Source organism: Rothia endophytica (genome assembly GCF_928381505.1).
Classification (GTDB): Bacteria; Actinomycetota; Actinomycetes; order Actinomycetales; family Micrococcaceae; genus Rothia; species Rothia endophytica_A.
The window spans coordinates 104,695-120,664 of sequence record NZ_CAKMSJ010000001.1 but is presented as its reverse complement, the minus strand read 5'-3'; the positions used below and the strand labels follow the sequence as shown (position 1 = coordinate 120,664).

General features: G+C 57.7%; 16 protein-coding genes. 7 read left to right on the top strand and 9 right to left on the bottom strand.

The window, feature by feature from the left end; translation table 11 throughout:
- Positions 1 to 20 precede the first annotated feature (20 nt).
- Positions 21 to 869: a glutamate ABC transporter substrate-binding protein gene (locus L6990_RS00510; RefSeq protein ID WP_237202123.1), complete on the bottom strand. Its 849-nt coding sequence runs from the start codon at positions 867 to 869 to the stop codon at positions 21 to 23.
- A 12-nt stretch (positions 870 to 881) separates the two neighbouring features.
- On the bottom strand, positions 882 to 1,610 hold the full coding sequence (locus L6990_RS00505) for an amino acid ABC transporter ATP-binding protein (protein WP_237202421.1): 729 nt from the start codon (positions 1,608 to 1,610) through the stop codon (positions 882 to 884).
- Positions 1,611 to 1,830: 220 nt separating this feature from the next.
- On the opposite strand from L6990_RS00505, the gene L6990_RS00500 reads away from it, so the two are divergent.
- The 3 genes from L6990_RS00500 (at position 1,831) to L6990_RS00490 (ending at position 3,815) form a co-directional block, all read left to right on the top strand.
- A complete protein-coding gene (locus tag L6990_RS00500; protein ID WP_237202122.1) occupies positions 1,831 to 2,190 on the top strand; it encodes a DivIVA domain-containing protein in 360 nt (119 codons plus the stop codon).
- Positions 2,191 to 3,531, top strand: a complete 1,341-nt coding sequence (locus tag L6990_RS00495; protein ID WP_237202121.1) for a hypothetical protein — start codon at positions 2,191 to 2,193, stop codon at positions 3,529 to 3,531.
- A 122-nt stretch (positions 3,532 to 3,653) separates the two neighbouring features.
- A complete protein-coding gene (locus L6990_RS00490; protein ID WP_237202120.1) occupies positions 3,654 to 3,815 on the top strand; it encodes a DUF3117 domain-containing protein in 162 nt (53 codons plus the stop codon).
- 52 nt (positions 3,816 to 3,867) lie between these two features.
- Here the strand turns inward: L6990_RS00490 and L6990_RS00485 are convergent, their stop codons facing one another.
- A complete protein-coding gene (locus L6990_RS00485; RefSeq protein ID WP_237202119.1) occupies positions 3,868 to 4,509 on the bottom strand; it encodes an O-methyltransferase in 642 nt (213 codons plus the stop codon).
- Positions 4,510 to 4,611: 102 nt separating this feature from the next.
- Between L6990_RS00485 and L6990_RS00480 the strand changes: the two genes are divergently transcribed.
- Together L6990_RS00480 and L6990_RS00475 are read left to right on the top strand one after the other, a co-directional pair.
- Positions 4,612 to 4,977, top strand: coding sequence for a Sec-independent protein translocase TatB (locus tag L6990_RS00480; RefSeq protein WP_237202118.1), 366 nt, complete (start codon positions 4,612 to 4,614; stop codon positions 4,975 to 4,977).
- Between the two features lie 465 nt (positions 4,978 to 5,442).
- Entirely contained in the window at positions 5,443 to 6,210 is a 768-nt protein-coding gene (locus L6990_RS00475; RefSeq protein WP_237202117.1) for a transposase family protein, read from the top strand.
- 207 nt (positions 6,211 to 6,417) lie between these two features.
- Here L6990_RS00475 and L6990_RS00470 read toward each other — a convergent pair whose 3' ends face one another.
- The 4 genes from L6990_RS00470 to L6990_RS00455 all read right to left on the bottom strand — a co-directional run bounded on the left by L6990_RS00470 (position 6,418) and on the right by L6990_RS00455 (position 10,152).
- A complete protein-coding gene (locus L6990_RS00470) occupies positions 6,418 to 6,690 on the bottom strand; it encodes a hypothetical protein (protein ID WP_237202116.1) in 273 nt (90 codons plus the stop codon).
- A gap of 315 nt (positions 6,691 to 7,005) precedes the next feature.
- On the bottom strand, positions 7,006 to 8,139 hold the full coding sequence (locus tag L6990_RS00465) for a P-loop NTPase (protein ID WP_237202115.1): 1,134 nt from the start codon (positions 8,137 to 8,139) through the stop codon (positions 7,006 to 7,008).
- Positions 8,140 to 8,153: 14 nt separating this feature from the next.
- Positions 8,154 to 8,852, bottom strand: coding sequence for a DUF1003 domain-containing protein (locus L6990_RS00460; RefSeq protein ID WP_440480465.1), 699 nt, complete (start codon positions 8,850 to 8,852; stop codon positions 8,154 to 8,156).
- Positions 8,845 to 10,152, bottom strand: a complete 1,308-nt coding sequence (locus L6990_RS00455; protein WP_237202114.1) for a magnesium transporter MgtE N-terminal domain-containing protein — start codon at positions 10,150 to 10,152, stop codon at positions 8,845 to 8,847. Before L6990_RS00455 ends, L6990_RS00460 begins: the two co-directional genes overlap by 8 nt.
- Positions 10,153 to 10,342: 190 nt before the next feature.
- On the opposite strand from L6990_RS00455, the gene L6990_RS00450 reads away from it, so the two are divergent.
- Entirely contained in the window at positions 10,343 to 11,305 is a 963-nt protein-coding gene (locus tag L6990_RS00450; protein ID WP_237202113.1) for a general stress protein, read from the top strand.
- Between the two features lie 197 nt (positions 11,306 to 11,502).
- Here the strand turns inward: L6990_RS00450 and L6990_RS00445 are convergent, their stop codons facing one another.
- Positions 11,503 to 13,047, bottom strand: a complete 1,545-nt coding sequence (locus L6990_RS00445; RefSeq protein ID WP_237202112.1) for an aminopeptidase P family protein — start codon at positions 13,045 to 13,047, stop codon at positions 11,503 to 11,505.
- Positions 13,048 to 13,104: 57 nt separating this feature from the next.
- Between L6990_RS00445 and L6990_RS00440 the strand changes: the two genes are divergently transcribed.
- Positions 13,105 to 13,926, top strand: a complete 822-nt coding sequence (locus tag L6990_RS00440; RefSeq protein ID WP_237202111.1) for a PHP domain-containing protein — start codon at positions 13,105 to 13,107, stop codon at positions 13,924 to 13,926.
- Between the two features lie 200 nt (positions 13,927 to 14,126).
- On the opposite strand, the gene L6990_RS00435 is transcribed toward L6990_RS00440, so the two are convergent.
- Positions 14,127 to 15,791 (bottom strand): glycoside hydrolase family 13 protein, encoded by a 1,665-nt coding sequence (locus L6990_RS00435; protein ID WP_237202110.1) that lies wholly within the window; start codon positions 15,789 to 15,791, stop codon positions 14,127 to 14,129.
- Positions 15,792 to 15,970 lie beyond the last annotated feature (179 nt).

Here is a 15,970-nt window from a genome sequence, read left to right as displayed (position 1 = left end):
AAAATGTGTGTTGAGAATGTTTACTGGGCGGGGACGGTGGCGCAGGCACTATCGAGAACGGGCGGGTTCAGCTCGGCGTCATAGACATAACCCGACGCTCCCACGTTCTTTTCGACAGCTTCTTCCCAGGCGCCGGTTTCTACCATCTTGTTGATGGCTGCGTTGATATCAGCGCACTGATCCGAGCCCTTGGGCAGGCCAATGCCGTAGCGTTCTTCGGTGAACGTGTTGCCCACCAGCTTCAGTTCGCCCTGATTAGCTCTGGTCGCACCAAGACCTGCCAGGATGATGTCATCGGTGGTGACAGCATCGACCATGCCGGCGTTGAGTGCAACCACGCAGTCAGAGTAGGAGTTCTGCTGAACCAGCTGCACGGTTGAGGAGTACTTATCCTGAATCTTTTTTGCAGAGGTAGAACCGGTGACGGAGCAGAGGTTCTTACCTGCCAGGGAATCAGGGCCGCTAATATCGGTGTTCTCCTGCTGTACCAGAAGGTCCTGCCCAGCGTAGAAGTAGGGGCCAGCGAAGTCCACGGTTTTGAGGCGTGATTCAGAGATGGAGTAGGTCGCAAAAATCATGTCGACCTGCCCGTTGACCAGCATATTCTCGCGGTTAGCTGAAGGAGCTTCGACCCACTCGATCTGATCCTCTGAATAGCCGAGTTCTTGGGCAACATAGCGGGCGACGTCCGTATCAAAACCGGTGTAGTCGCGGCCGTCCTGGTAACCCAGGCCTGGCTGATCGTACTTGATGCCGATGCGGATGCTCTCACCATCAGATGAAGAGCCGCACCCTGAAAGGGCGAGGACGCCGGTCGCAGCCAGGGCTGCAGCGGCTAGTGCCTTGCCTTTGAGCTGTGAAATGTTCATGGTGCACCTGCCCTAGTGGCCGAGGATCTTGCCGAGGAAGTCCTTGGCACGGTCGGACTGGGGGTTGGTGAAGAACTGGTCGGGGGTGGATTCTTCAACAATTTCACCGTCTGCCAGGAAGACAATGCGGTCAGCTGCCTTGCGAGCGAAGCCCATTTCGTGGGTTACTACGATCATGGTCATGCCTTCGCGGGCTAGAGAGATCATGGTGTCGAGAACTTCGTTGACCATTTCGGGGTCGAGGGCGCTGGTGGGCTCGTCAAAGAGCATCACCTTGGGCTGCATCGCCAGGGCGCGGGCGATGGCGACGCGCTGCTGCTGACCACCCGAGAGCTGGGCGGGCATCTTGTGTGCCTGGTTATCAACGCCGACCTTCTTGAGCAGGCTCATTGCCAGCTCTTCAGCCTCTGACTTGCTGAGGCCGCGAACCTTGCGGGGGCCTAGCGTGACGTTATCGAGGATGGACTTGTGTGCGAAGAGGTTAAAGGACTGAAAGACCATGCCCACTTCAGCGCGCAGGTCAGCCAGAGCTTTGCCTTCCTCAGGCAGGCTGACGCCGTCAATCTTGATGTCACCCGAGGAGATGGTCTCCAGACGGTTGATGGTGCGGCAGAGCGTAGACTTGCCGGAGCCCGAGGGGCCGAGCAGAATGATGACTTCGCCCTTGCCCACTTCGAGATTGATGTTCTTGAGGACGTGGTGGTCACCGAAGTACTTATTGACCCCGGTTACCTGGACCAGTGCGTCTTGAGTCATGCGGGTTTCCCTCCCTATGTGGTGTATTGACTGCCTCGCCGGTAGCATGGGCTACCGAACGTGTGTAGACAAAAAGGTGTATGTGCTTTACCTTACTCCCTGAAAAGTAAACAGAATGTTACACAACAGGGTGTGGAGCGAGTAATAAGCGCTTGGGCTGGGTGACAGACAGTAAAGCGCTAGCCGTTGATGGTGGGAAGAGACCGTGAATTATCTTTTAGTTGGCCTGACTTTTCTGGTGCTGGCGACAGTGGTAGCTGCCTGCGCGGTGCTGGGGACTGATCGCTTGATGCCGGGGCGCAGGGTGTTGGACGCTCTCAGCTCTGACGGTGTGGACGCCGCGGAGGCAGGGGAGCTGCCCCTGATCCTTTCAGACCACCCTCGCAGTGAAGAACTGAAACGTATCCGCTTTTCCACTTCATTGTTTGGCTACCACAAAGATGAGGTAGACGGCGTGATGGCTAAACTCATTGACGAGAACGCACGCCTGCGCTCCCTGCTTGACAGCGATGCTGCCACAGATGGAACTGAAAACCTTGGGCAGACCTCCCCGGAGCGACCCTAGATGCAGGTCAACCGCTCGGAGGGGCAAGAATCTGCCCCTGCGCTTTCGCCCCTGGACAGCCTGTGTCTGAAACTGAATGGGGCTGCCTTTAGACTCGCCCTTCAATTCGGCAGGTGCCCGGCCGCCGTGCAGGTCATGCTGGTCTACCTATCCAGCCGTATTGTCAGCTGGTTTATTTTCAGTACGGTTGGTTTGCAGCAGACCTTCAGCCCCTGGAAGCAGGGCGCTATGCGTTACGGCGAGTTCGTGATGATTTGGGATGCCGACTGGTACCAGAAAATTGCCCAGCAGGGTTACCCGCAGACCCTCCCTCTGGACGCTAACGGGCTGGTCGCTCAAAACGAGTGGGCCTTTTACCCCCTCTACCCGCTTCTAACTCGTGCGCTGATGACAGTGACAGGATTACCCTACGAGACCATAGCGCCTACTCTTTCCCTGCTGGCTGGTTTTGGTGCTGCCTGGCTGCTCTACCGCCTCTTTCACCTCTGCTGTCAGCGGGCGTCCGGCTCTCTCGGAGCAGATATAAACAAAGGTAACTGGCACAGCACCGCCCTGTGGGCTGTAGCTGCTGTCAGTTTTTGCGCTGTGACCCCTGTGCTTCAAACCGGTTATGCCGAGTCTCTGGGGTTGCTCTTTCTCATCTGGACCCTTCTCTACCTGGTGCAGGGCTCTTACACTCTGATGCTGGTGCCGGCGCTACTTGCCGCCCTAACCCGACCGGTGGGGGTTCCCCTGGGGGCCGCCGTTGGAATCTGGTGGCTGGTCTGCTGGTTTAGGGACTATTCAGACCGTAAACCTCAGCACGGTGCAGTCTTAGAGGCTCTCGGCGCTACCAGCCGGCAGCTGGTCTCAGCCCTAATAGTCTGCGTTTTTGCCTTTATCCACCCGGCTCATGCCTGGCTGGTCACCGGCAGATTTGATGCCTACACTGCCACAGAGACAGCCTGGCGAGCAGGCGGGGAACACGTTCTGCCTTTCATGCCCTGGGTACATCAAAGCCAGCACTATCTGGGTGCCGCTGGGCCGCTCGTCCTCGTCGTTGCCCTTCTGCTCTTTTTCACTGCGCTGCTGAGCCGCACCGTGCGGTCTAGTCTGCCCCTGCCCCTGCAGCTCTGGGTGTGGAGCTATGCGCTGTACATGCTGATTTTCTTTAACCCTCAGTCCTCAACGTTTAGATTGCTCCTGCCGCTCTTTGCACTGTATCTTCCGCTGGTTATACTCTCGTCTTCGCGTGCTTACCGTGGGTTGCTCGTGCTAAGCGGGGCGGCTCTACAGTTCGGCTGGGTGGGCTGGCTATGGCACTGGAAACAGCTACCCGGCGGGGGCGACTACCCGCCCTAAACAGAGCTGAAAACCTGATTTCCCCACAAAAAGGTGCGCAGGCTTTATTATTAAAGGAGTCACACAGCGGGTTCACCCCAGAGCCGCGTTTAATAGACAGCATCGCAAAGGAGAGACCATCGATGGCAGCACAGAAACCCCGCACTGGCGAGGGCCCGCTTGAAATTGTCCGTGAAGGCCGCAGCATCGTTATGCGCATCCCTGTAGAAGGCGGTGGCCGTCTGGTGCTGGACCTCTCTGAAGCTGAGGTAGAAGCAATTCGCGAATGCGTTGAAAAGTTCTAGAGCTCCTAGAATCCCTTCATTTTTAGTTCACCCCGGTGCCTGGCGCCGGGGTCTACTTTTTGTAAATCAGGAACAGCCCGCTGCCTGCAAAGACTAAGGAAACGTGTACATCGTCCACGCAGGCGGCCACATCGGTGAGCAGGCGCCGTAAGGAAACACTGCGGGCATCGCGGGCTACCGGATCAGCAACAGCACCACCTGCCAGTGGGTCGTGAACCACCAGCAAACCACCGGGTTCAAGGAGAGCCAGGGCATCGTAGGTGAACTGCTCAGCCTGGTCAGTACCCGCATCGATAAAGGCGAAGTCATAAGAGGCTGCCGAAAGACGGGGGAGCACATCGGTGGCATCCCCGGTAATAATACGCACCCGGTGATTCTTATCGAGCCCAGCTTCTGCCAGAAGCTCCCGGGTGAGCTGGGAATGGGCAGCATCAATATCGAGGGAGGTCAGCGCTGCGCCCTCTCTTAGCCCAAGAAGTAGAGCAACAGTCGAGACACCGCAACCGGTGCCGATTTCAACGGCGTGCTCCGCGCTGGTGGACGCTGCTAAAACAGTCAACAGAGAAGCTACAGAGGGAGCCACCGGGGCGGCACTCTGACGCTCAGCCTGCTGCCTCGCCTGGGTGAGAGTTGGCGCCTCATAAGGGAACTCTTCAGCGTAACGCCAGCTGCGAATCTGTTGGTTGGTGTTCAAGGCCCTACCTCTTCGTTTAGCTCTTCATGATTCTGAGAACATCTTATTGAACGGTACCCAAGTTTGCCCATTTTGCCCAGGGAATACTGGTAATCTCGTGGTGTGTTTGGAATTAGTGGTCTTGAGTTCATCATCCTGGCGATCCTGGTGTTTGTAGTCATCGGGCCTGAACGCATGCCCGAATACGCCCAGCAGCTCAAAGATTTCGTCAAGCAGGTGCGCCGCATGGCCTTTGACGCTAAAGACGACCTCAAAGAAACCCTCGGCCCTGATCTGGGCGACATCAACTGGCGTCAGTATGACCCTCGCCAGTATGACCCCCGCGTGATTGTGCGTGAGGCTTTTGCTGAGGATGAGGAAGAGCGCCGCAAGGAACTTGAGGCTAGGGCTGAGGCCGCGCCCGCCGCGTCGGTGACCTCCCGCCTGCCCCGTGGAGCCTGGGCACCCTTTGACGCCGAGGCAACCTAAGCCCCCCTCACTTCTTTAGAAGAAAGGGCCCGCACCGAGACGGTGCGGGCCCTATGTTTATGGAGAAACTGTTGATGCCCGGGGGGATGTGCTCACTTACGCATTATTGGAGCTACGTGACTCAAAGTGTTCGTCCTTGCGCACTTGGAAAAGAGTGCTTCACCCGGACGGTTTGCCGCCATAGGAGTCTTCTGCTCCTCGATCTTGATGCTTATTAAAGTTAAGGGCGCACTCCGCACCAACCAACTAGAGAAAGACAGCATCGCCACAAGCCTGTATCAAAAACGACCAATTGTGACACATAGAGGCTTATTCAAAAGTGGGAACACACCCCACACCCACCAAGAGACAACGGCCCCACCGGAGGACAATCTTGAGTGTTAAATCGCCAGAAATAACCTCAAACCACCGGAAGAACCGTTGCTCCACCAGCGTACAACAGGGCTCACACCTCAGCAATTCACCGTGCTCCTGACAGCCCTCACCTCTCATATCACCTGGGCAAAACTAGGCGGAAGGCCGCCAGCGCTCACCCTAGCACAGGCGCTGAAAGTGACCTTGCTTTATCATCGACACAACCTCACCGAAGAACTCCTCGCAGAAATCTTCAGCACCTCCCAGCCCACCATCTCACGGACCCTCAACACCGTTGAAAAAGCACTTGAGAAAGTCTTCAGGCCGCTGGAACAGTCTATAGAAAACAGCCTGAAGATCCCTGGTTCACTGGTTATCGACGGCACCCTGATTCCCACCTGGAACTGGCGTTCACTAGGAAAAACAAACTTTTCTGGTAAGCATAAACGAGTCGGTTTCAACCATCAGGTCATTTGCACCCTGGGCGGGAAACTGCTGGCCATCACTGACCCAGCCCCTGGCGCTAGGCATGATGCCTATGCCTTCAAACATCATGACCTGCAGAAGTATCTTGATGAGAGCACTTTAGCTGATAAAGGCTACATCGGGTTGGGGCTGGCCACCCCAGTAAGACGCAGCAAAGCCCGCAGGATGCCTGCAGATGTGAAGGTGGTGAACAGGTTCATTAATTCACGGCGATCGGTGGTGGAGCGGGTGATTGCCCAGGTCAAGACCTGGCGTGTTTTGCATACAGGTTTCCGGCGGCCGGTGAGCGTGTATGGGCGAGTGTTTGCGGTGGTGCGGGGTTGGTGTTTTATGCGGCTGGGAGGACTTTTGAATAAGCCTCACCCTAAAAAGGATAGGTGCCCCCATCATTAGGAGGCACCTATCTAAGCATCTTCGATAATATGCTAATTATTTTTAGATGTCTTAAATAAAAAGAATATATTTACAATAAGAAGTAAGGCTAGGGAAATCCATAATATCTTAACATAGAGTTCACTCATACCAATGAATGGGATTCCGATAAGTGATATCAATATAAATATCGAGCCGATGATTACAAGAATTTTACTATTTTTCATCTTAATCTCCTAAACAAGATAATACAGCTACACCAAAAGTTCTTAGAGATGTTATTGAAGCCCCTGCCACCACTAGCGTGGCACCTGCAGTTTCAGGTGCAGCAGCCAATGCTCCGGCTAGCGTGAGGGTTGCACCTATAAAGCCAATCGTACTGAGGATACACATACCCCATTCCACGTCCGTTTTATATCCAGTTAAATCAAAATTATTCACCGGGTCGCCCGCCGCATAAGCATACCGATTCGCATTCCCCGAATCCAAAGGAGAATCCAAAGAATCCTGCTTGGGCTGGTGTGGTGGTGAGTGCTATCCCTAGGGCGGTTAGTGGGGCTGCCGCTAGGAGGTTTCGTCTGGCGAGCATCGGGGTCCCTTCTGTTTATGGCCTTGTGGTTCATGACACTTTTAAGCTACTCCTTCAGGGGATATTCTCAGGTGCGACACAGATCTTTTTGCGTTTAATTCTTAAGAATCCACTGGTTTTTAGGGTTTAGCCACTTCTGTGACTAGATGTTTATCTACTTAGCGCATAATTCTCAAGGCTTTCCAGCCAGATGTGGATAAGTGTTATGAGCCCGAGAAACGGTGCCCCTAGACGTTGAAGGGGAGGGGTTTACCTGCCAGCCCGCGGGGGCGGTAGGTTAGCTGAGCTGCGATGTCAGTGAAAACCGCTGCTGCCTTGGTGTCTGGTGCTGACCAGACAATAGGGGTGCCGGCGTCCCCACCCTCGCGCAGAGCCATATCAAGGGGTACCGAACCAAGCAGGGGCACGGGGTAGCCCAGAGCCTTGCCCAGGGAATCAACCAGGATTTGGCCGCCGCCCTCACCGAAGAGAGCCATAGTGGAGCCATCGGGCAGGGTCATAGCTGCCATGTTCTCGATAACGCCGGTGACTTTCTGCTGGGTCTGCAAACTGAGGGTACCGGCGCGCTGGGCAACATCCACGGCGGCATGCTGCGGAGTTGAAACCAACAGAATTTCGGCGTGAGGCAGTAGCTGTGCCATAGAGATAGCGACGTCGCCGGTGCCGGGCGGCAGATCCAGGAGCAGAACGTCCAAAGCGCCAAAATGGACGTCGGTCAAGAACTGTTCCAGGGCTCGGTGGAGCATGGGTCCGCGCCAGGCAACCGGCTGGTCAGCGGCTACGAACATACCAATTGAGATGACCTTGATGTGACCGTTGCCGGTGGGAGCCTCAACGACCGGGGGGATGATCAAGTCATCCATGCGGGTGGGCCCTTCGGCCAGGCCCAGTAGACCGGGGATAGAGAAACCGTGCACATCGGCGTCGATGATGCCAACGCTCAGCCCGACGGAGGCAAAAGCTGCCGCCAGGTTGGCAGTGGCTGAAGATTTACCTACACCGCCCTTGCCAGAGGCGACAGCAAAAACGCGGGTGAGGGAGTCGGGCGCGATAAAGGGGTTAGCCTTGGTATGCCCCAGACGCTGGCGCAACTCGGAACGCTGGTCGGCGCTCATGTAGCCGATTTCCAGATTCAGATGCTCTACCTCGGCAACCCGACCGACGGCTTCCCGCACGTCCGCTTCGATGGTGTTCTTGAGCGGGCATCCCTCGATGGTGAGCAGAATTTTTACCCGGGCGGTGTTGCCATCCATCTGGGCGGTTTCCACCATACCCAGCTCGGTGATGGGCAGACGCAGCTCCGGGTCAATGACCGTCGCCAGGGCACTGTATAGAGCGGTATCGGGGGTCTGTTCAGGCATGTTCACGGGTTCGACTACTCAGGTGAGCCGTCGATATCCTTCACCATCTTCTTCTTACGGTTCTTGGGGCGGTCTTCATTCAGCAGGTCAAAAGCGCTGGTTGAAGGGTTGGCGGAGTTGGGGTCAAATTCGGGGAGTTCCACCTCGGGGTCGCTCTCATCAAGGCCACGGGCTAGATGCTCGGCGCGGGCAAAGAGCTCCTCCTGGCGTTTCTGAACCTCTTGAATTTCGTCCATCAAATCCCGCATCTCACTCCGTACGAAGTCGCGGGTGGCTACCTCACGCAGAGTGATGCGCAGGGAGGCAATTTCGCGGGTCAGGTACTCAGTTTCTTCCAGGTTCTGCTGGTCCCGCTGGCGGTCCTGTTTAGAAACCACGCGGTCGCGGTCGTCCTGCCGGTTCTGCGCTAGAAGCAGCAGAGGCGCGGCGTAGGACGCCTGCAGAGAGAGCATGAGGGTGAGCAGGGTGAAGTTCAGTGCCCTAGGGTCAAACTGCATTTCCTCGGGGGCCAGGGTGTTCCAGCCCAACCAGACAGCGCAGAAAACGGTCATCCACAGCAAGAACTGCGGGGTGCCCATAAAACGCGCAATCTTTTCGGTCATCTGACCGAAGGCATCCGGGTTGGGGTTGGCCGAGAAGAACCTGCGCCGCTTTTTTTCTTGGGGTGTGCCCAGGGTCTGCGCGGTATCTAGCGAAGGGCGTGCATCACTCAAAGCGTCGGCCTACCTTTCGGATCGGGGTTCCATCATCGTAGGTGCGCCAGTCATCGGGCAGCATCTCATCGAGCACGTCATCCACCGTGACAGCTCCGACCAGGCGGTCAAATTCGTTGACTACCGGCACGATGGTAAGGTCGTAGGTTGCCAGCACGCGGGAGACCTCCTCGATACTGGCGGCATCGTTGACTGCCTCAATTGAGGTATCCAAAATGTTGCCCACCTGCTCGCTGGGGGAATGGCGCAGTAAACGCTGCATATGCACCAGCCCCAGGTACTTGCCGGTGGGGGTTTCCAGGGGCGGACGCGCCACCATAACGGCAGCGGCCAGGGCGGGTGAAATTTCCTCCTGGCGGATGTGCGCTAGTGCCTCGGCAACAGTAGCCTCAGGGGAGAGCACAATGGGTACCGGGTTCATCAACGAACCGGCGGTGCCCTCCTCGTATTCCAGCAGACGGCGCACGTCATCAGAATCGTCAGGGTCCATGAGGGTCAGCAGCTCTTCACGCTGCTGATCAGAGAGCTCGCTGAGCAGGTCAGCGGCGTCATCGGGTTCCATCTCTTCTAGCACGTTGACCGCGCGCTCCACCTCAAGGTGGGAGAGAATCTCTACCTGATCATCCTCGGGTAGCTCCTGCAAAACGTCCGCTAGGCGTTCGTCCTGCAGCTCTTGGGCCACCTCTACCTTGCGCTTTTTGTTCATCTCGTGGATGGCGTCCGCAAGGTCAGCGGGGTTGGAGTCCTCATGGCTTGCCACGAATGCGGTGGCTGCCTGAGGCTCAAAATCGGTGGAAAGAATGGCCTCATGCCAGTCGATAATGAGGGTTTCTTTACGGCGGCGCATTAACGTGTTGTGCCCGCGGGAGACGAAGAGTTCAGAGATGAACCAGTCACCGTTACGGCGCTGTTCCATCGCGACGTCCTCAATCTGTGCCCGGCCAGAGCCATCCCGCAACTGCACCTTACGGTCAAAGAGCTCACCGACGACTAAGGCTTCTGAACCGCGCTGCTCAAAACGGCGCAGGTTCACCAGGCCGGTCAGAATGATTTGGGTGGAATCGATGCTGGTCACGCGCGTCATAGGCACAAAAATACGTTTCTTGCCCAAAATCTCAATCACAATACCCACCACCACCGGCTCTTTGAGCTTGGCCAGGGAACCCACCGCTGAGAACTGCGTGAAACCGTGTTTAAGCACCACAACATCACGCAAGCGACCTAAACGGTCACCGTGCGGGTCAAAGACATCCAGGCCAAGAAGGCGGGCAATAAAAATCTTATTCGGTGCAGTACTCACAGTTTCTAAGGGTACTAGCCTTTAGAGCGCCCCGCTACGCCGCACCCGCTGTGACAGCCATCCTTTCTTCTCCAGAGCCAGCAAGGACGCTAGCGCTCTCACCCTGCCTAGGAGCACCTCTCCGTTCACCAGGGGCGATAAAGCACCACCCACCCAGCAAGCTGCCAGCAGAGTAAGAGAAAATGGGGGAATGGACCAACTGAAAGCACCCCCGGCCCTCACCATGGCAGACGGCTCGCACATCCCGCCCGGCGAACTCGTGGCAACCTTTTCTGACCGCAAAGAACTCAACAAGGCAGTCGAATTCCTGGCAAGCCAAAAGTTCCCCGTGCACAGCCTCTTCATCGTAGGTCATGACGTTAAGCAGGTGGACTACATCACCGGCCAGGCAACCTACCCCCGAGCCGCCCTGAACGGTGCCATACAGGGCATCATGCTGGGCATTATGGTGGGTGTTTTCAATTCGATTCTTACCCAGACCTCCATGCTGGCCAACATTCTAAGCATCGTCCCGCTGGCCATTGCTTTTTGCATTATCTGGTCCATTCTGGTTGCTTCCCGCACCAAGGGAAAGGGAATTCGCACCCGTACCCAGATGTTGCCGACTCGCCTAGACCTCATGGCTATCCCCGCTACAGCAGCAGCTGCCCGTCACCTGCTGCGCGTTCCTATGCAGGGGCAGCCTCACCAGCCCGCCCAGTACCATCACCAGCAGATGCCTCCGCATCAGGCCGTTCATCACCAGGCACCTCACTACCAAGCTCCTGGGCAGCCTGCGGCACCAGCCCAGCACCCCCAGCCACCTCAGGCTACTACAGCACCCACCGGTTCACTGGCGGCACCTCAGCAAGCCCCCGAACAGGTCGAAGCACCCACCCCGGTTTTCACCCCACCGGCTGAAACCAACAAGGACGGGTCAAAGGCCGCCGGTAAGTTCGGTCTGCGTATCGACAACCCTCAGGAGTTTGAGCAGCAGATCCGTGAGCAGCCCGCACCCGCCACCACTAATGAACGGGTGGAGCAGGTGCGTGCCCAGCAGAGCGAGTCACGCTACGGGATTCGCGTGGAAGATCAGGCTGAGTTCGAGAGAACCATCCGCCAGGCACCTGCCCCCGCACCGAAAAAGGACGAGGACAGTTCTGAATCTAGCTGATGAATATAGCGGCGGCGAGCAGACCTTCTCGCCCGGTTCGCTGGCGCTCACACGGCGATTCACGCCAGACCCGACCAGCTCGCCGCTATATTCATCAGCTAGTATGCGGGAATGACGAAAGTCGTTAGGCAGACGAGAACAAAGCCCCTCACGAGTAGTAACTCGTGAGGGGCTTTGCTGTTATGGGGGGGAAGGGGCTAGTTACTCAGCTGAGCCATCCACTCTTCGATGCCCTCTACAGTACGGGGTAGGGCAGCAGAGAGGTTTTCATTGCCGGTCTCGGTGATGAGCACATCGTCCTCAATACGGATGCCGATGCCGCGTAGCTCCGCGGGGATCGCTAGGTCTTCTTCCTTGAAGTAGAGACCGGGTTCAATAGTGAAGACCATGCCGGGTTCTAGTACGCCGTCCATGTAGAGTTCACGTTTCGCCTGGGCACAGTCGTGCACATCCAGGCCCAGGTGGTGGCTGGTGCCGTGGGGCATCCAGCGGCGGTGGTGGCCGCCTTCTTCTGACAGGGAAACCTCAGCGGTGACGGGAAGCAAACCCCACTCGTGAAGACGGCTCGCCAGCACCTGCATAGCTGCGGCGTGGACGTCCTTGAAACGGGCACCGGGCACAGCTGCTTCAAAAGCAGCGTCCGCTGCTTCCAAGACAATGTTGTAAGCCTTAGCCTGAACCTCGGTGAACTTACCGTTGACGGGGAAGGTGCGGGTGATGTCAGCTGTGTAGAGGGTGTCATCCTCTACGCCGGCGTCCACCAGCATAAGTTTGCCGTCTTCTACCGTGCCGTTGTTACGAATCCAGTGCAGAACCGTGGCGTTGTTACCGCAGGCGGCAATGGTGTCGTAGCCCAAGTCGTTGCCTTCAGCGCGGGCCTTGGCAAAGAAAGCGGTTTCGATGATGCGCTCGCCGCGGTGGTGGTCGCGGGCGGCAGGTAGAGCCTTAACGACTTCTGCGAAACCGTCAATGGTGTTCGCTACCGAGCGGCGTAGATTTTCTACCTCAATGCTGTCCTTGACGAGGCGTGCCTCAGACAGCGCTTCGGTGAGCACGGCGTCCAGCTTGTCAGATTCTTCTAAATCAACGGCGGTGTTATAGCGGGAGGTATCGACCAGGGCATCCACATTGAGGTCAACATCGCGAACCAAGCGGATGCGAATACCACCCAACGCCTGGTTGCCGGCGTTCTTGGTGATAGCAACTTCAAGTTCGGACAGGTCAGCGGTTGCGATGCCGTACTCAGCCGACACAGCCTCAAGGGTGGGGCGGGCACCTACCCAGAACTCACCGTAGCGGGGGTCCTTGTAGAACTGCTCGGTGTCCCGACCCGCGAGAGGGCGGAAGTAGAGGGTTGCTTCATGGTTCGACCCCTGATCGCCGGTGCCTTCTTCCACTGGCTCAAAGACCAGCACGGCGTCCGGCTCGTGATCCAGGCCTAGTCCGGTCTGGTGAGCGAAAGCCGAATGTGGGCGGAATCGGTAGTCGGTGTCATTGGAACGTACCTTGAGCGGGCCGGCTGGGAGCACCAGTCGTTCGCCGGGGAACATTGCTGAGATCGCAGCACGCCGTTGAGCGGTGAAGTCCGCGACGGTTGAGCGCGCGGGTAGCTCGGTGTCTGCTGGAGCCCAGTTGGCTGCCATGAAATCAGTGAAAGCCTTGGAAGAAGGTGCTGCTGAGCGGTTATTCACGCGCTCTTCGATGGGCTGCTCAGAGCCTGCTGCATGTTCAGAAGTAGTCATGTCTCCACTCTAACCGATGGTTTCGCACCCGCCTGGGTGCTCGGTACAGTAGAGGGTATGTACGATCTCCACACCCACTCACAGATTTCTGACGGCACCCAGAGCCTGGACGAGTTAGTCGGTGAAATCGCTACCACCGGGCTGACCGGTTTCGCCCTCACCGACCACGACACTACCGCCGGGTGGCAGCGAGCTGGGCAACTGGCAGAGCACTTTGGGTTGGATTTTGTGCCTGGTATGGAGGTCTCTTGCTCGGGCCAGGGAGTTAGCGTCCACCTCCTGTCATATCTGCATGACCCACAGGACGCCGCTCTGCTGGCTGAAATTTCAAGAGCCAGGGAATCGCGGGTGGGCAGAGCTCAGCGCATGGTGCAACTTCTAGCAGAGGACTATCCGCTCACCTGGGAGGCGGTTCAGGCTCATACCCATGAAGGGGCTACCGTGGGCCGCCCCCATATTGCTGATGCTCTGGTAGCTGCCGGGGTAGTAGCTAACCGGTCGGAGGCCTTTGAGACCGTTTTGACGACCCGCTCAAAATACTACGTGCCTCACTACGCGGTGGACCCGGTTGAGGCTGTCCGGCTTGTGCGGGCTGCCGGGGGAGTGCCGGTCATGGCCCACCCCCGGGCAATAGCCCGAGGGCGGGTTGCCTCTGAAGAGCTAATCTTTGCCATGATTGAGGCAGGTCTTGCAGGGCTTGAGGTTTACCACCGGGACAACGGTCCAGAAGACCGCGCCTGGCTACTACAGGTAACTAAAGAACACGACCTGCTAGTCACCGGCTCCTCTGACTATCACGGCGCCGGCAAACCCAACCGGCTGGGTGAGAACACGACCGACCCCGAAACAGTTGCCCGAATCCGCGAGCAGGCGCGCTAGACTCTTACCTTTTGCCGGTTAGGCGGGAGCACGATGGCCCTGCCCTCCGGCTCGGGTCTGATCCCATAGGGCAAAGCTCAGCGGCACACCTTCGACCCCGACTGCGAGTTTTTCGAAGCGAAGCGAGAAACTGTTTGAGCTTGAGGGCTCTGGAGGTGTGCCGCTGAGCCGTGTCCCTATGCGGGACGCTGATTCTCTGCTTACTGCTGGAGCCAGGCGGTGGCTGGGCCGGGTAGTTTGCCGTTTACTAGCTCCGCTGAGGCCAGGACCAGCTGACCTGCCGGAAGCTCAATGGGCTGGTCACCGAAGTTGGTGACGTTGACCCAGCCTGAGGGGCGGCGGAAGGCTAGTACCTGCTCAGAGTCTGTTTCCAGCCACTCTAGTTCTTCAGCTCCCTGGAGCTTGCGGCGGGCTGCCAGCGCTGCCCGGTAGAGGTTGAGCGTTGAGGTGGGGTCGGCGTCCTGCAGGCTCACTGCAACGTCAGCAAACCAGGTGGGCTGAGGTAGGTGTGCAGTGCCGGGGCCGAAGCCGTAGGAGCTTCCGCGGCTCTTCCAGGGCAGGGGCACTCGGCAGCCGTCGCGGCCAACGTTGACACCGGGGGAGTTGAAGAAGGTGGGGTCCTGGCGCTGCTCATCGGGGATATCGGCAACCTCGTGCAACCCGAGCTCTTCACCCTGGTAGAGGTAGGCTGAGCCCGGCAGAGCTAGCTCGAAGAGGGTAGCTGCACGAGCACGCGCCAAACCTAGGGCACGGTCCAGCCGGCTTTCGGGGCCACCGGCTAGCAACCACTCGTGGCCCACCTTCTCATTGGTCTTCCCCTCGACAAAAGGCAGACCGTAGCGGCTGGGGTGGCGCACCACGTCATGGTTTGAGAGCACCCAGGTGCTTGATGAGCCGGACTCAGCAGACAGTTCCAGGTTCTCGGTCACGATCTTTTTGAACTCGCCTGCATCAAAGTGAGCGGTGAGCAGGTCAAAGTTAAAGGCCTGGCCCAGACCTTCGGGGCTGGCATAGGCGGGGCGGCGGTCTCGTTCCACCCAAGCCTCAGCAACGGCGGTGCGCGGCGGGGTGTACTCGTTGAAAACGGTTCGCCACTCACGGTAAATCTCGTGGACTTCGTCTCGATCCCAGATGGGGTGAGTTCCGTCCTTGGGCAGTTCCTGCAGCTCTTCTTCGCTGGGCAGATCGCCCCACATGTCACCCTTAGCGAGGCCGTGAGCGACGTCGATGCGGAAGCCGTCGACACCCCGGTCTGCCCAGAATCGGAAGGTGTCCAGGAAGTCTTGGTGCACCTCGGGGTTGCGCCAGTTGAGGTCAGGCTGCTCCTTGGCAAAGATATGCAGGTACCACTGGCCGTCCTCTACCTGTTCCCAGGCCGGGCCACCAAAAATGGATTCCCAGTCTGAGGGGGGTAGCTCGCCCTTCTCACCCAGGCCATCGCGGAAGATGTAGCGCTCGCGCTCCGGCGAACCGGGGCCTGCCGCTAGAGCTGCTGTGAACCAGACATGCTGGTCTGAGCTGTGGTTGGGCACTACATCTACAATGAGCTTGATACCGGCCTCGTGCAGAACCCGAGACATCTCATCAAAATCCTCCAGGCTGCCGATTTTAGGGTCAACATTGCGGAAGTCGTCCACATCGTAGCCACCATCTGCCAGCTGGGAGGGGTAGAAGGGGGAGAGCCAGACGGCGTCCACACCCAACTCTTTGAGGTAGGGAACCCGGCTGGTGATGCCCTTTAGGTCACCGATGGAGTTGCCATCGGCATCGGCAAAGGAGCGGGGATAAATTTGGTAGACGGTGGCTTGACGCCACCAGTTGGGATCATCAGCAGCGGGGACCAGTAGGTTCTTGGGGGTGCTCACGGTGAGTGCCTTTCAGTAAGGGGACGGCTTACGTTTAAGCCTATAGAACCGTCTGCGCACTGGAGCGCTCTTGGCAAAAATTCCCGACTTTGGAGCGCCCCCATCACCTTCATCAGGCTCATCCAGCCCGACGTGAAATCAGTATTTGGCTATGAGCTAAGTAGAAGAAAGAGGAGTGT

What these genes read in the sequence shown, in the direction of transcription:
- L6990_RS00510 (WP_237202123.1), bottom strand. Translation starts at nt 869, where the DNA reads ATGAACATTTCACAGCTCAAAGGCAAGGCACTAGCCGCTGCAGCCCTG.
- L6990_RS00495 (WP_237202121.1), top strand. Translation starts at nt 2,191, where the DNA reads ATGCAGGTCAACCGCTCGGAGGGGCAAGAATCTGCCCCTGCGCTTTCG.
- L6990_RS00490 (WP_237202120.1), top strand. Translation starts at nt 3,654, where the DNA reads ATGGCAGCACAGAAACCCCGCACTGGCGAGGGCCCGCTTGAAATTGTC.
- L6990_RS00465 (WP_237202115.1), bottom strand. Translation starts at nt 8,139, where the DNA reads ATGCCTGAACAGACCCCCGATACCGCTCTATACAGTGCCCTGGCGACG.
- L6990_RS00450 (WP_237202113.1), top strand. Translation starts at nt 10,343, where the DNA reads ATGGACCAACTGAAAGCACCCCCGGCCCTCACCATGGCAGACGGCTCG.
- L6990_RS00445 (WP_237202112.1), bottom strand. Translation starts at nt 13,047, where the DNA reads ATGACTACTTCTGAACATGCAGCAGGCTCTGAGCAGCCCATCGAAGAG.
- L6990_RS00440 (WP_237202111.1), top strand. Translation starts at nt 13,105, where the DNA reads ATGTACGATCTCCACACCCACTCACAGATTTCTGACGGCACCCAGAGC.